The sequence below is a fragment of the Flavobacterium sp. GQ95 genome (assembly GCF_059758655.1).
In genome coordinates this window covers 61,847-77,260 of record NZ_JCAXEB010000003.1, presented here as the reverse complement: position 1 = coordinate 77,260, position 15,414 = coordinate 61,847, and the positions used below count along the sequence as shown (strand labels likewise).

At 37.2% G+C, this 15,414-nt stretch carries 9 protein-coding genes; 2 read left to right on the top strand and 7 right to left on the bottom strand.

All coding sequences use genetic code 11. From position 1 onward, the window contains the following. Nucleotides 1–45: 45 nt before the first annotated feature. From AC6CH4_RS07390 to AC6CH4_RS07375, 4 genes are all read right to left on the bottom strand, one after another. Nucleotides 46–708, bottom strand: a complete 663-nt coding sequence (locus tag AC6CH4_RS07390; RefSeq protein WP_498101638.1) for an aspartate/glutamate racemase family protein — start codon at nt 706–708, stop codon at nt 46–48. Next, nucleotides 705–2,087: a four-carbon acid sugar kinase family protein gene (locus AC6CH4_RS07385; RefSeq protein WP_498101636.1), complete on the bottom strand. Its 1,383-nt coding sequence runs from the start codon at nt 2,085–2,087 to the stop codon at nt 705–707. Before AC6CH4_RS07385 ends, AC6CH4_RS07390 begins: the two co-directional genes overlap by 4 nt. Continuing rightward, complete coding sequence (locus AC6CH4_RS07380; protein ID WP_498101634.1) at nt 2,087–3,328, bottom strand: ribulose-bisphosphate carboxylase large subunit family protein; 1,242 nt, start codon at nt 3,326–3,328, stop codon at nt 2,087–2,089. Before AC6CH4_RS07380 ends, AC6CH4_RS07385 begins: the two co-directional genes overlap by 1 nt. A 120-nt stretch (nt 3,329–3,448) precedes the next feature. Continuing rightward, on the bottom strand, nt 3,449–3,811 hold the full coding sequence (locus AC6CH4_RS07375; protein ID WP_498101632.1) for a DUF2200 domain-containing protein: 363 nt from the start codon (nt 3,809–3,811) through the stop codon (nt 3,449–3,451). Nucleotides 3,812–4,022: 211 nt separating this feature from the next. Here AC6CH4_RS07375 and AC6CH4_RS07370 point away from each other — a divergent pair, with 211 nt between their 5' ends. Together AC6CH4_RS07370 and AC6CH4_RS07365 are read left to right on the top strand one after the other, a co-directional pair. Next, nucleotides 4,023–5,285, top strand: coding sequence for an MFS transporter (locus tag AC6CH4_RS07370; RefSeq protein WP_498101630.1), 1,263 nt, complete (start codon nt 4,023–4,025; stop codon nt 5,283–5,285). Between the two features lie 60 nt (nt 5,286–5,345). Continuing rightward, nucleotides 5,346–5,960 (top strand): hypothetical protein, encoded by a 615-nt coding sequence (locus tag AC6CH4_RS07365; RefSeq protein WP_498101628.1) that lies wholly within the window; start codon nt 5,346–5,348, stop codon nt 5,958–5,960. A gap of 266 nt (nt 5,961–6,226) precedes the next feature. Here the strand turns inward: AC6CH4_RS07365 and AC6CH4_RS07360 are convergent, their stop codons facing one another. The 3 genes from AC6CH4_RS07360 to AC6CH4_RS07350 form a co-directional block, all read right to left on the bottom strand. After that, nucleotides 6,227–8,659, bottom strand: a complete 2,433-nt coding sequence (locus AC6CH4_RS07360; RefSeq protein ID WP_498101626.1) for a glycoside hydrolase family 2 TIM barrel-domain containing protein — start codon at nt 8,657–8,659, stop codon at nt 6,227–6,229. A 259-nt stretch (nt 8,660–8,918) separates the two neighbouring features. Beyond that, entirely contained in the window at nt 8,919–12,443 is a 3,525-nt protein-coding gene (locus AC6CH4_RS07355) for a malectin domain-containing carbohydrate-binding protein (RefSeq protein ID WP_498101624.1), read from the bottom strand. Nucleotides 12,444–12,555: 112 nt separating this feature from the next. Beyond that, nucleotides 12,556–15,288, bottom strand: coding sequence for an alpha-d-galacturonidase (locus AC6CH4_RS07350; protein WP_498101622.1), 2,733 nt, complete (start codon nt 15,286–15,288; stop codon nt 12,556–12,558). Between the last annotated feature and the right edge of the window lie 126 nt (nt 15,289–15,414).

The following is a 15,414-nucleotide window of genomic DNA, read 5'->3' as shown; positions in this document are numbered from 1 at the left end:
ATGAACTTATATGACTTATATGGTTTAAATTAAATGGTTATTAATTTAAAAATAAAGCTCAGCTAATTTTTTCATTGCAATTGCCGGACTTGCCAAAATTGGGATTACCTTTTCTTCTGTACTTAAACCGTCAACCACTCTCGCCATTGAAGCCTGCGCCAAAACAATTACATCCACCTCCTGCATTAATTCTTTCAAAGCTTTGGCAACCATTTCATCGTGTTTTGCAGCATCTCCACTCATCAGGGCATCAAAAGCACCTTCGCATAATTTAGAAGAAATAGTCACATTTTTACCTGCAAACTCCGCTCTTCTTCTTACCAGATCGCTGGTAGGTTCTAAGGTTGTAGGCAAAGTTGCGATCACTCCTATTTTATTCCCTATTTGGACTGCTTCATCTGCCATTGCCTGATCAACACGAATTACCGGAACGGTACTTAACGTTGCAGCCGTTTCTATAGCAACGCCAATTGACGAACAGGTTACCAAAATCACATCGGCCCCTGCAGATTCTGCTGCCTGAACATGAGTAACCACTCTCGAAGCCGTATTTGGCATTAATTTTCCTTTTTTGATAACATCTTTAATTAGACTGTCATCCACTATATTGAAGGTTTCGACTCCTTGTAAAAATTCATTACTCAATTGTTGAAACAACGGAACCAATGTTGCCGATGTATGCACAAAACCTAAAACTTTTGCTTTCATAATTTTTCTCCTTTTAAAACTTTTATAAAATAATCAGCGGTGCCAACCTGACCGCCTTTAAAATTCATTTCTATTCCATTTACCCACTGATTATCCGAAATAGCCCTGCAAAGCGGAGCGCCCGGTGCCAATGGTGCAATCATTTCTAATGCCAGAATATCCAATTCTGATGCTGCATAACTTGAGGTATCACCACCGGCAAAAAGGATTCTTTTTATTTTGACAGACTTTAATACTTCTTTGGTTATTTGTCCTAAAACACTTCCATAAACGGCACTGCATTGTTTCTGAATCTCATTTTTCAACACACCGTTTTCCATAAAATATGATTCGGTTTCAGCAATACGCGGATCGTCTGAACCTGTACTGGTATGCAGAATCGTGCTTTTTCCATTCTCGAAATTGGTTGTAATTTCAGAAACGGCTCTTTTAATAATTTCTGCCTGATTTTGAATATCGACAGCATTACTTTCTAATGCAATTTCAAGAAATCCATTTTCGAGAGCGTATTCAATTTGTTTGGAAGTTACCGGAGAACAGCTTCCTGATAAAACGAGTATTGGCGAAACTTCTCCTGCTGATTTGAAAGCTGCTTTGTCTTCTATTATTTTTTGTTCCTTCCAGGCCAGTCCCAAAGCCATTTCGATTCCTGAAGAACCAACAGAAAACAATGTTTTTTCTGTTGCCCGTTGGTTAAAAACACTTCCGATAGTTCTCAGATGTTCCAAATTGAATCCGTCAAAAAACAGGATATCCGTTTTATTATTCGCGACCGTATCCAGAACCTCTTTTGTCCCTTTTTCGATTGTAACCAGATTAATAAGATTTATGGATTTTTCGGTTTGTTTTGCCAAATGAATTCTCAAATCTCCTTCCAAAGCGGGCGTCACCGGATGTTTACTCATTGAGGGATGTTGGTCAATACGATAAATTTCGCCATTTCCAATAGTTCCCATTCGCGCAAACAGATTCCCGAAAACACAGAATCTTCCCAAATGTGGTGCTGATGGCGAAACCAACACTGTTTTTTGATTGAAAACTTCACTTCCAATTTCAATTGCTTTTCCAATGTTTCCAATATGCGGTGCCGAATCGAAAGTAGAACAGACCTTATAATGAACATGTTCCGGTTCAAATCCTTTTAGATTTTCAAATGCAGGAAAAAGTTCCTCTTCCATTTCTAAAGGCGACATTGACCTGCTTTTTCCAGCCAGACCAATAGCCTGAATTCCCGGAAAACGATCTAAGTCTTTTTGTTCAGGTTTTCGAAGAAAGAGAACCGTTTTTACTCCGGCCAAAGTCAGGAATTCAAGAGCATCCGTAGAGCCCGTGAAATCATCACCATAATAGGCCAATAGCAATTTATCTTTCCTGTTCATTATTTAGAAAATTTCTTAACCGATGCGGCAAATTCCGGATATTTCTGAGCTGTTTCTTCCACAGACAAACCGTCTACGGCTCCGGTCCAGGCTTGTTGTAATGCATTTACTCCGGCTTTTGGCCCCATTGGATGAGCCAGAATTCCGCCACCCGCCATATACAATAAATCTGTAGTTTGCGTTCTGCGATAAGTTTCCACCGCTTGTCCTCCCCATTGTCCGGAAGAAACTACCGGCAGTATTTCATGTCCTCCTAAAAAAGGTGTCAAACAAGATTTTATAGAGGTAACCACTGAATCGTCTGATTCCCAAAATTTATTCTGAATGCCATTTACGTGCAATTGATCGACGCCTGCCAGACGCTGAATTTTTTGATAGGCCGGAAATTCAATTCCCAACAAAGGATGTCTGTTTAGCATTCCCCAACCATTTCTGTGTCCGTGAATGACAAGTTCGCCCTGATCACAAATTTTCTTTGTTCCGGCCAGACCCACACTATTAATGCTAATCATGGCGCAGCTTCCCTCTTCCTTTTTAACCAAGTCGTATTTTCGTTGCATTTCGTCAATTTCATCACTGATATTGAAGGCGTACATTACTTTCTTTCCTGTTTTTTGCTCATTATCCCTAATGACTTTCATGATCGCCTTTACTCTTTCATCAAACGAAGAGTTGGCTGCAGATCCCATCAATTCATCATCTTTGATAAAATCAATTCCGGCATCAATAAGGGATTTTACCAAAGTAGCAGTTTCCTCAACACTCATCCCGATGCTTGGTTTTATAATTGTTCCGATCATCGGCCTGTCGGTTACACCACAGGATAATTTAGAACCTTTGATTCCGAATTTCGGGCCTTTGAAATGATTTTTGAAAGAATCCGGAAGTTCAAAATCCATTAGTTTCAAACCTGTAAATTGTGTGATTTCGTATAAATTTCCTTGTAAAGTGCTAATCAACACAGGCAGATTATAGCCAAAGTTTTCAATCGACCAGCTTACTTTTACTCTTGCTTTTTGGTATTTTTTTCCAGGAATACTTCCCCCTGGAATGGAAGGTTCATCTGCTAAATCCAATAACTGAATATCTTCTACCCTGGCGGCAAAACGTTTTTTCAATTCTTCGGTTTCACCCGGAACAGAGACAAAAGTTCCCGATGACTGCTCGCCCGCCAAAACTGCCGAAGCCTGTTCTACATCATAAGGGGTTTCTATAAGATATTCTGCAAAAACTCTTTCCATTGTCTTTCATTTTTTTTAAGAGATTCTAAATAAATGAATTTATGGGGAGTAAGTGTCCTGCTGTGTGCTGTTTGAGAAGATATTATTTGATAAATTTCTTTGCTTTTATGAGAAAACTTGTTAAGCCCGCAAAATTTTATCCATTTTTTTGCCTTTTGCCAGCTCATCTACCAATTTATCTAAGTAGCGTATCTGGCGCATCAACGGATTCTCGATTTCCTCAATGCGATAACCGCAAATTACGCCTGTAATGAGCGAAACATTAGGATTTAGATTGGCTTTTTCAAAAAAGTCTTTAAAGGTTGTTTTTTCATCAATCAGTTTTTGTAATTTCTTTTCGTCATATCCCGTCAACCATTCGATTACCTCATGCAATTCGGCTATGGATCTGCCTTTTTTCTCCACTTTAACTACATAATGGGGATAAACCGAAGCAAATGTCATTTGGGCTACACGTTCATTTTGTTTGTCATTAGGTGTCATGGGCTCTTTGAATTACATATTAATCTGATTACAATACGAATATAATAGTTTCCAGGTAAATATTTATTCTGGCAACATTACTTTTTGTGTTGTTAGCAAATTTGTAGCTGCTACTATGCCTTAATTATAATTTATGCAGCACAGAGTAAAAAACAATTATTCCCTGTTGCGTTGGAATTCGTATATTCGGCCATTATTTTGAAAAAAGAAAATGATTGCAAAATTGAATGAAAAAAAATCCTATCCATGGATTGTTGTTGGCTTGTTGTGGTTTGTAGCTTTATTGAATTATTTAGACCGACAAATGCTTTCCACTATGAAAGCAGCAATGATGGATGACATTCCTGAATTGGCTAAAGCTGAAAATTTCGGTCTCTTAATGGCTATTTTTCTTTGGATATATGCACTGATGAGCCCTGTTTCGGGAATTATAGCGGATCGATTTAACCGAAAAAGAATAATTATAGCAAGTCTTTTTATTTGGTCCGGGGTTACTATGGCGATGGGTTATGCCACAACTTTCAACCAAATTTATATTTTGCGCGGCATTATGGGTTTTAGTGAAGCTTTTTATATTCCAGCTGCCTTATCCTTAATAGCAGATTACCATCAGGAAAAAACACGTTCTTTTGCTATTGCAATTCATACCACCGGAATTTATTTGGGACAGGCACTGGGTGGTTTTGGAGCCACTATTTCTAAGCATTTTTCCTGGCATTTCAGCTTTCACTCCGTAGGTTTACTCGGTGTACTTTACAGTTTAGTACTGCTATTTTTTCTACAGGAGAAGAAAACTTATTTTTTTGATCCTACCAAAAAATCGTCTGTCAGCTATGAATTCAGGCAAATGTTCAAAGGATTGGGAATATTATTCGGTAATATCTCCTTTTGGGTTTTACTCTTTTATTTCTCTGCACCAAGTTTACCGGGTTGGGCGGCCAAAAACTGGTTACCCACCTTATTTACTGAAACTTTACATTTAGACATGTCTTTGGCTGGACCAATTGCAACGGTAACCATTTCGATGTCTTCCTTTTTTGGCGTTTTAATTGGTGGTGCCATTTCAGACAGATGGGTGATGAAACATCTTAAAGGAAGAATTTACACCAGCGCTATTGGATTATTTCTTACCATTCCGGCATTGTTTTTATTTGGCTATTGCTGTGACATAGAAGCGATTATTTTTGGCGCTATCCTTTTTGGACTTGGATTTGGAATATACGACACCAACAATATGCCTATTCTTTGCCAGTTTGTTGCACCTCGTTACAGGGCTACCGGATATGGAATTATGAATTTTGTAGGTATTTCGGCCGGGGCTGTTATCACCGAATTTTTAGGAAAAGCCGCTGATAATGGAGGAATGAGACACGTTTTTGTACTTCTATTATTTGTTGTTGTTACTGCCATCGTTTTACAACTGGTTAGCCTAAATCCAAAAACAATAGATATGACTGAGGGGAATGAGTTATGAAGGTTATAAACATAAATTCGCTACTTTTACTTTAGTCCAAACATAATCTTAGTAAAGTAGATGAAAAAAATTATTCTTTATATCGTTATCATTTTTGCCTTTTCTAATTGTCAAAACAAAAAAGAAGAAACTAATATTGCTTCTGAAGAAATTAAGAATATCAATGAAATTGTTGAAGCAATAATAATTCAGGACAGCTTGAATGTATTTTCGAAAAGTCCAGACTCTACAATGTTTTGTAACGAACTTAGGAGATTAAATATCTACATTCCGGAAAAAAGGAGTGATGGAATATCTTTACCTCCACCACCTCAAGATATCTATATTACCGAATTAATAAATAGTAAGATAAAAGGAGAAAGTTTTTTTTCATCTAAAGATTCCCTACATCTATTAGAACAAAATTCAAATCCGGAAAAACTAAAAATTGAAAGGGATTTAATTAATAGGTTGAACACTACTACAATTGAAAAATTAACAACGCAGCGTAAAAAAGATCAGCGATTTAGATTTTATGAAATGACTATACCCGTTTTCTCTTTTGACGGACTGAAAGCATATGTTCAATTAGGTTATCATTGTGGAAGCCTTTGTGGCAGTGGAAAAGCTATTTATTTAAAAAAAGTAAATGGAAAATGGACGATAGTCACTAAATGGGAAACCTGGATAAGTTAGACCTAAGAAAAGACTTAAATTAGCATATATAATTCAAAAAACTCCATTAGACTAATGACGTTTTTTGATTTTGTATTGAAATTTAAACATTTCGCTCCTATGGAGCTCTTAATAAGTTAATTAATTCTTTTCTATAAATATTTCGCTCTTCCAGAGCTAAAAATCTTCTATAGTATATTTTGAATAACTCCAGAGGAGTGTAATGTTTATAGAAAACAATAAAGATTAGGATCAAAGCCCCATAGGGGCGAAATATGAATTGACAATTAATTTACTTTTATATCCAGAACAGAAACCGGAATCCCGTTTCCAGCAGAAGCCTTCAACTGAATATTTTCTCTTTTCCCATTCGACTGAATAATCGCAATACATTTTCCATTAAACAATTTACAGGAATTCGCTTTAAAAGAATCCAGATTTGCCTGATAACCGTTATCAACGCCCACTAATTTTCCTCCGCCCGAAACTTCAAAATTAATTAAATCATTTGCGTTTGGAAGAAGATTTCCGTCTTTATCAACGATAGAAACGGTCACGTAAACCAAATCGTAACTGTCATTTTTAAGGGTTGGTTTATCTACTTTTAAATCTATTTTAGAAGCTTCTCCGGCAGTATGAATTGCTGCCTCTAAAACTACTTTTCCGTCTTTTCTGGAAATGGCTTTTAGTGTTCCCGGCTCAAATTTTACACGCCATGAAATATGCAAATCATCATTTTGTTTTGCTTTTTTTCCGAGAGATTTTCCATTTAAGAATAATTCCACTTCATCGGCATTGTTGTAGTAGGCCCAAACATCAACTTCTTGTTCTGCTGTCCAATTCCAATGCGGAAAAATATGTAAAACCGGTTTGGTCGTCCATTCACTTTGGTACATATAATACACATCTTTTGGAAGACCCGCCAAATCAACAATTCCGAAATAAGAACTTCTTGCAGGATACGGATACGGATCTGGTTCGCCGATATAATCAAAACCCGTCCAGATAAAAGTTCCTGCCATGAAATCCTGTTTCTTGATGGTCTTCCAGTTTTCTTCGTGCGTTGCGCCCCAATACGATTTTACCTGATCAAAGGCAGAAACGGTCCAATCTTTATTTCCGTCAAAAGCAGCACCATATTTTGTTGGCCACGCTTTAACACCATCCGCAGGAAAATCATAATGACCACGTGTTTCTAAAGCCGAAACACTTTCAGATGCAAGTATTTTTTGCCCTTTAAAACGGGTTGGAAAATCTTTATAATCTTCGTGTTTGTAATTAAATCCCAAAAGATCTAAAGCACCCGATTGATAAATGAAATTTTTCTCAATAACATTTTCTGTCAACGCAGAAGTTATCGGACGCGTTGTATCTAATGATTTTACGATTTGAGCCAGTTCTCTGGTTATGGCAATTCCGGTGCTGTCAAATTGTTCCCTTATTTCGTTACCGATACTCCACATTATCACCGAAGGATGATTACGATCTCTTTTGATGAAATCTTCCAGATCCTGTTTGTGCCAAGCATCCCAGTCTTTATGGTAATCGTTGGTAACTTTTTTCTTTTTCCAGACATCGGTAAATTCATCCTGAACGATGAAACCCATTTCATCACACAATTGCATCATTTCTAAAGAATGCGGATTATGCGACATTCTGATCGCATTGGTTCCCATTTCTTTTAGAATTGTCAATTTTCTTTTCACCGCATGAATATTTTCTACAGCTCCTAAAGCACCGTTATCATGATGCAGACAAACACCTAAAAGTTTCATTGGTTTTCCGTTTAATGAAAAGCCTTTTTCAGCATCAAAATTAAAATAACGAACCCCAAGCGGTGTTTCGTAACTATCGACTAAAGTTGATTTCTCATAAATTTTAGTGACGATTTTATACAAATAGGGATTCTCTGTATCCCAAAGAATCGGATTGTTTAAAGTGAAATTCTGAATGTTTTTTGAAGAAGAACTGGCTGCGATTTTTTGTGTTGATTCGGTTTGTGTAACTTCAACATTGTTTTTATTCAGAATAGAAGAAACCATTCTGAATTCCTTTTCCGCTTCTGAAGCATTCTTTACCTCAACTTCTAAATGAATCGAAGCTTTTTCTTTTGAAATTTCAGGTGTCGTTACAAAAGTTCCCCATTCTGCCACGTGTAATTTATCGCTGGCAACTAATCGTACATTTCTGTAAATTCCGGAACCGGTATACCATCTTGAATTGGGCTGAGCCGAATTATCGACTTTTACCGCAATGATATTTTGTCCTCCAAATTTCAAATATTTTGATAATTCATAAGAAAATGAAATATACCCATTCGGACGAATTCCTAAAGAATGTCCGTTTATAAAGACTTCGCTATTTTTAAAAACACCATCAAATTCTACCGAAACCGTTTTGTTTTCCCAATCCTGCGGAATTGTAAATGTTTTGCGATACCACCCCATTCCAGCTGGTAAAAATCCCTGCGCTTGTTTTGTTTTACTTTCTTTATCGAAAGTACCTTCGATGCTCCAATCGTGAGGCAATTGAAGTGTTCTCCAATCTGAACTATTAAAATCAGATTGAATCGCAGTTGGATAATCCCCTATTTTGAAATTCCAGTCTTTGTTGAAATCTTCAACGATTCTTGCATTTTTACTTTTTGTAGCGCAGGCTGCCAAGAGCAGTAATGCTAGTAGTATTGTTGTTTTTTGTAGAATGTTTTTATGTTTATTCATTACAATTGTTTTTTTTCTAAATCCAATTTCGTCCAGTTTGTCATCCTGAGGAACGAAGGATCACACTCGGGATTCGACAAAGATTGTCGACATTCTGTACGGAGTTTCTTGTGTGATCCTTCGTTCCTCAGGATGACAAACTAACCGCAAACTATAATACTTTAAAGTTCCTAAAATAAATTTCTTATTTCTCTAAAGTTCAAATATGGACGACTAGTCTATGTTCTTTATTATTTATTATTTATTCTTTTCTCTCCTCCTATTGAAACTCAAAAGAATCCAACATCAATCCTTTCAAATCGTCTCCTTCTAAAGTAATCTTATACGTTCCTGCATTAATATATCCTCCAGAAGTGGTATTCAAAACCTTCCATTTTTCTGTTGCCGGGAAAAATTCTATTGTATCGTTTCGCATCAAAATTCCGTATGCATCTTCCATTTTGAATTTTACTTTTAATGGTATTTCGTTTCTATTCATAAATTTAAAACGCATTAAATAAATTCCGGCAACTCCGGGTTTTACTTCAAACTCAATACTGTTATTGGTCTTTTTGGTGAACTCAATATAATCTGCTTTTTTGAAGTTTCCTTTTACGATATCGGTTCCGGTTGTTTTGGCATTTTCAGCTTCTAAAACTAAGGTTTGACGAGAATCGTCTTTTTCGCCCATATCGTAAATTGGAACAGCGGCAATAGTAAAATGTGAACCCATAGTTCCGAAGAAAACTTTATCTGTTTTTAGTACTTTCTTCTTGTAAACATCCAAAGTAAATCTCAGATCGTTTTTAGCTTTTTCTTCAATTTTAGTAAAACCTTCTAGCCATGCAGGTACAGGTTCTCCACTCACTAGAAGTACATATACATTTGAATCTTTCAGCACATTAAAACTTCCGCCACTTATTTTTAAATCTGAAAATTGTATATAATCTGCTCCTGAAAGTTCCGATGGGATTTGCGTAAAAAATACTGATCCATTACTATATTGTTTGGAATCAATATCCAGCCATGAACCTATTTTAAATTTGGAAGGTACATCTAACACCACATTCTGAATGTTTTTTTCAGACTCTTTTGCAGGTTGTATATTTTTATCTTTAGTTGCAATTGCAATTGCTGAAATAATCGCCTCTCCCACTTTTACATTTGGGAACGAAATTCTAATTTTTCCTCCTTTGCTTTTAACAACGAAAGTTTTCTTCAAAGCTCTGTCATGCCCAACTTCCGACCAAATATCAAAATCTTTCAAAACGACATTGTCATTAATTGCCACATCAAATAATCGCCAGCCTTTGCAATCTAATCCACCGCCGGTTCCGTACCAGGGTTCTGTAAAATACAATTCGACTAAATATTCGCCATCAGCGGCAGGAAATTCATAACTCAGTTTATCGGCTCCGTATCTGAAAGTTTGGAATAAAATCTGATCTTTTGTACCCGAAATTGGATCGAAAGTGCTTCTCTGACTCGCATAAAAATCCGGAAGGTTTTCAAATTTATCAGTCCACGATAAAGATCCCCAGGTATTTTGACCATTTTTATGCGTATCGGTCAACCAGGTGTTTCCTTCAACATCGATGAATTCAGAACCTCCGCAGTTCACTCTGTAAATATAATTGTATCCTTTTTTAGCTTTTGTAATATCAGCCTGATCTGTGTATAATTGGTATAGATTTGGTGCCTGGGGAAGTGTATTCAAAACGACATAATCTTTGGCAACTGCTTTTCCGTTTACGTAACCTACAGCGTACAAAACATTGTATTGAATATTGACATTGTTCCATTGGAAATGTTTTCCTAATCCCGGATTTTTCAATTTGCCTAAAGATGATTTATTGACATCGTTGAACAATTCAACTTCATCACAATTGGAGTAAATATCGATTCCGTTTTTTATGCCTGGCAATTCCCAACGGTTTGGCCACGAATGCGACACTATATAAACCATCGGATTTGTTTTGTTTGAAACATAATTGGCGCGGTACATATAATACGCGTCCAGCGGTTCGCCCCAAACGGTAAAAAGTCCTTTATAATTTACGGGTCCAACTTTATCAATATCTCTGAAACCTTCCCCATTTTGAGAACGTCCCGGATTTTCATGTGAAGCAAAAAGCCAGTTAAATTGTCCCGCAATTCTATCTTTTACCGATTCGGCTTCGCGGACTTTGATTTCCATCAATTGCGAAAAACGGTTTTCACTCAAAATTCCTTTTTGATCGAATTCTCCTTCCGTGTGTAAATCTGCTGTTCGCCAGGCGCCATATTCTCCGTTTAAGAGTTGCGTGCTCATTTCAAGATGATATTTTAAAGGATCACCACCGTAAGTTCCGGACCAGTTTTGAACGACATTCCAGTCTGTTCCTTCGCCGCCGTTGCAAGTGGTTACGATTCTTTGAGAAGCAGACAACGGATCCATTTCGCGAATGATTTTGGTACATTCTTCAGCAAATTCCTTCGGAATTGTGCTTTCATTCTGCAATCCCCAAAGTACAACTGACGGACTGTTTCTGCGTTCCTTAATCCATTCTCGCAATAAGGTTTTGAAATTCTCTTTGAATTCTGGCGTGTCGTACCAAATATGTGCGGAAAACTGACTCCAAAATAGAATTCCGTTTTCGTCTAATTCTTTTTGATATAATAAATTATGAGGCTGATGCGCTTCTCTGAAAGCATTAAATCCGGCGGCTTTTATTTGCTCAATTCTGGCATGAATTTCCTGATCTGAAAACGAATGGCTTTTCCCTATCAAATGTTCGTATTCGCAGGTTCCGTTTACAAACAAAGGTTCGTCGTTAATATAAAAACGATTGTCTTTTCCGTCGCGACTCACTGGCCAGCTCACCCAACGGATTCCGTATGGCGTTTTTAGTTCGTCTATTTTTTTGCCGTTTTCATAAACCGAGGTCACTAACTCATATAAATAGGGACTTGCCGGCGACCATAATTTCGGATTTACAATTTCCGGAAGTGTCTGTGCTATTTCTTTTGTTTCTCCTGAAATGTTTTTGATATCGCTTTTACTTATAGCAACCTTCTTTCCGGCAGCATCAAAAAGTATATTTTCAATCGTTAAATCGCGGTTTGATTTTCCGTAATTTTTAATTTCGGTTGTTGTATGAAGAATCGCTTTTTCTTTAGAAATTGATTTATCATTCCAGATATGAACGCCAAAAGGTTCAATACGAACCTCATTTGTAACCACTAAAGAAACCGGTCTGAAAATTCCCATTGGCTGAGAACCTTCTGAAAATCCCCATTCACCAGAGCAACCACCGCAAACCCATGGAAGATCTGCAATAAAGGATGGATGTTCTGCTTTGACCATCATATTATTTTGCCCTTCAAAAGAAACGGCATTCGTAATATCAATAGTAAAAGTCGTTCGGCCCCCTTTGTGCGCTCCTACTTTTTTTCCGTTTACCCAAACTGTCGCGTAAGAACTAACTCCTTCAAAATACAAAAAAAGGCGTTTGCCTTTATCTTTTTTGTCGACGCTAAATGTTTTATGATACCAGGCTGTTCCGTGCAAATTGCCGTGTTTCATTCTGCGGTAACCATAATATTGGTCCCAGTTATGGGGAACGTCTGTTCTTTCCCAATTTGCATCAATTTTTGGATCGCTCACAAAGCTTTCTTCCTGTTTTACAGGATCGCTTATGATAATAGTTTCCCAAGATGAATTCAGCGAAATTTCTTTACGTAATTTCGCTGAGTCGTGTTTCACCTGGCTCTCTACCGAGCTAAAAACTAAAAAAAAGCAAATAAAAAAAAATATCTTGTTCATGTTTTTTTACTGTCCTGCAAGGTTTTCAAAACCTTGTAGGTTTAAATTTTTACGCGATTCTTAATCTTGACTTAAATACCCAAGGTTTTGGAAACCTTGCAGGAATCGTAATCTAATAAAACAACCAGTCAATCGCACCTTTTTCTCCGGCATCAATATAGCCCACATCGCGCGGTGTGATGGTTTGATTCGCATCTATAAATCCTAAAATCAACACTCTTCCTTTTCCTAAATTCAATTCATTTTCTCCCGGCTGAAAAGTGTAGGTATGAATATTTACACGAGGCAATTCTTTTAAATTCATGGCGCTTGCTAAAATCACTTCAGCCTGACCGTAAGCATTTCCGGCAGCGTCTGTTTCTAAACTTGGCGGAAATAAAAATCGTTTTTGATCTGAATTGAAATACCCTACAACCAGTTTTACAGGTTTGGTATTTTTGAATTTCAGTTGTGTTCCTTTTTCGTTTTGTGCTGTTTCCTCAAAAGCAATTCCTTTAAGGTTTTGCAATTCAGGAGCAATTTTTGTCAATTCTGAAATTGGCGTTCCGTATACTTTTGTACCATTTTTTACGGCATAAGTTCCTTTGCTTTCACTTAGCAAGGTTACGTCTGCGGTTTGCCATGGTTTTCCTTCTTTGGTTGCAATTTTTCCATCTTTTGATGATTTCAATAAATCAAGATTTCTCTTGAAATTTACCAATTCTCTTTCATAATGCGGCAATAATTCTGCCCAGGTTTTATTGTTTCCGTCATCACCACCAATCGGAATACGGCGTTGTGCGGTTTGCATACTGTTCGCATACCAATAATGATCTTTCGTTAAATTTACTAATAGCTCATAATATTTGATGCTTTTCTCCAAATGCGGAAGCGCTTTATCCAAATCTGAAATATCATTTGAATAACTGTATCTTAAAACCAATAAGGCCGCTTTTACCTTTTCTGAAAAGAAATCGGCGAAAGCCTTATAGCAATGCATATCGTTTTTAAGACGTAAAAATTCGTCTTTGTCTTTGGTTACACTTGGTTCAGCTTTGTCGATTGCTTCAACAGCCAGTCTTCCGTGTTCTGTGATTTCCGCAATAATTTGGGTTGGAAGTTCACCAACATGTGGTTCGTGATTCCATTCTTTTTTAGAATATTCCAAAAGCAGTTCTCCAACCGGACCACAAGATTCATGGAAACCAGGATAAACGCGCCATTTCGCCGGATTTACTAACTGGCTTTCGAACATTCCCAAAAGCAATGTCTGACGATTTCCTTCTGTGATTCCGAAACGTCTTAATGTTTTTGGAGCAATTTCTCCAGATTCGTCGTATGCTTTTTGAATATTATTTGCTGCTTCTGTATCTGTTCCGTATTTGGCAGCTAAGTCTTTATCCCAAAATTTTATCTCTTCGTTTCTGTCTCTTTTACTGTCCCACGCATATCTTGCCCAGGCTTTGTACCAAATCCAGTCGCGATCCATTTCGAGTAATCGTTCCCCTGTTTTTGTTTTATCGGCAGAATATGGCCAATCCCAATAAGAAGCCTGCGGATATAAGTGTAATGCATTCGCACCGTGAACACTGTGCATTGCCTTTACCGTTTTCTGGATAAAATCTGGTGAACCGTATCTGAAAGGTTCCAGATTTGCCAAAATGTGGACATTCTCAATATGAATCGATTTTAAGGCGCTTAACTGTTTGTGCGTTTCACCCCAAGGTCCGCCTGGCGTATAAGTCGTCAGCGATTCTCCTGTATATTTACTTTCTGTGTATAAGTTTTTGTACAACGGAAGCGATTTTTCCATTACCAAAGGTCCATCGGTATCATGCGAACGCAAAATAATTGGCGGTTCGTCTGTTTTTCCTAATGCTTGTAAACCATCGCGAACGCCTGGAATAATTGTTTTTGTAAACCATTCAACATCATCATCAACCGTATTTATGGCTTCTCCCAAACAAACCATTAGTCCGACATTTGGGTATTTTTCAATAAAAGCGGCAATTGATTTTCGGGTATAATCTGAAAGTAGAGGCGTAATTGGTCTGGAACGATCCTGTGTTTTAATGTTATAATGCTCTGCAAAAGGTTTCGAAACGATAATATTGTAGAACATCTGAATCACCCAGATTCCTCTTTTATTAGCTTCTACTGTAAGGAATTTATAAACTTCTTCGTTCTTTTTAAAATCTTCGTCGCTAACCTCAACGGCAAATGGATAATCTTTTAATTTCACCAAAGAAGCAAAGGGATGTCCGTTCCATAAATACAAGGAATTCATTCTGTTCTCTACCAGCATATCCAGATATTTTATCCAGAGTTTTTTATCGTAGAACCATGGAAAAGTTTCCGGTGTATATGGATATTCATATACATCACGTCCAGGAAGGTAAACTGGTTTCTGCATTCCGATACAGGCACCTCTCAATACCATTTCCGGACTGTCATCAATATTAATTTCTGACGGAATCTGTCCTGCACTTTTAGTGCGGTCTGCCAATTCCATTGCGCCATACAAAGCACCGCTTGCATCAGTTCCTTCGATGTAAATGATGTTTTTTTGCGTACGAATTTGAAAGCCTTCTTTCTTAGTTAATTTGCTATCGTCGATTTTAGCAGCTTTTGAATTTTGTTTCCAAAAATCAGTTCCTTTTTCACCAATTACAATGATTTTATCTTTTGAGCTTTTAGTTATTTTATCTGCAGCAATTACTTTGAATCCTTTAGCTGATGCTATTTCAGATAGTTTTTCAGTCCCAAACTGAGCTCTTGGCGATTTTGGATCACTAACAATAGTAATATTTTGCGCTGTTGCGAAAGTGGCGTAAAAACATAATAAAAGTAAACTGAAGTATTTCATGGTATCGTAATTTATTCTTGGCAAATTATTCTTTTCATATAGTTTGTCATTTCGACGAAGGAGAAATCCCCACAAGTAGCTCCGTTCCTAATAGCCAATCTTTGTCGAGTTTCTTGCGGGGATCCC

Excerpts from the sequence above, each read along its gene's own strand:
- AC6CH4_RS07390 (WP_498101638.1), bottom strand. The coding sequence starts at position 708 with ATGAAAGCAAAAGTTTTAGGTTTTGTGCATACATCGGCAACATTGGTT.
- AC6CH4_RS07385 (WP_498101636.1), bottom strand. The coding sequence starts at position 2,087 with ATGAACAGGAAAGATAAATTGCTATTGGCCTATTATGGTGATGATTTC.
- AC6CH4_RS07380 (WP_498101634.1), bottom strand. The coding sequence starts at position 3,328 with ATGGAAAGAGTTTTTGCAGAATATCTTATAGAAACCCCTTATGATGTA.
- AC6CH4_RS07375 (WP_498101632.1), bottom strand. The coding sequence starts at position 3,811 with ATGACACCTAATGACAAACAAAATGAACGTGTAGCCCAAATGACATTT.
- AC6CH4_RS07370 (WP_498101630.1), top strand. The coding sequence starts at position 4,023 with ATGATTGCAAAATTGAATGAAAAAAAATCCTATCCATGGATTGTTGTT.
- AC6CH4_RS07365 (WP_498101628.1), top strand. The coding sequence starts at position 5,346 with ATGAAAAAAATTATTCTTTATATCGTTATCATTTTTGCCTTTTCTAAT.
- AC6CH4_RS07360 (WP_498101626.1), bottom strand. The coding sequence starts at position 8,659 with ATGAATAAACATAAAAACATTCTACAAAAAACAACAATACTACTAGCA.
- AC6CH4_RS07355 (WP_498101624.1), bottom strand. The coding sequence starts at position 12,443 with ATGAACAAGATATTTTTTTTTATTTGCTTTTTTTTAGTTTTTAGCTCG.
- AC6CH4_RS07350 (WP_498101622.1), bottom strand. The coding sequence starts at position 15,288 with ATGAAATACTTCAGTTTACTTTTATTATGTTTTTACGCCACTTTCGCA.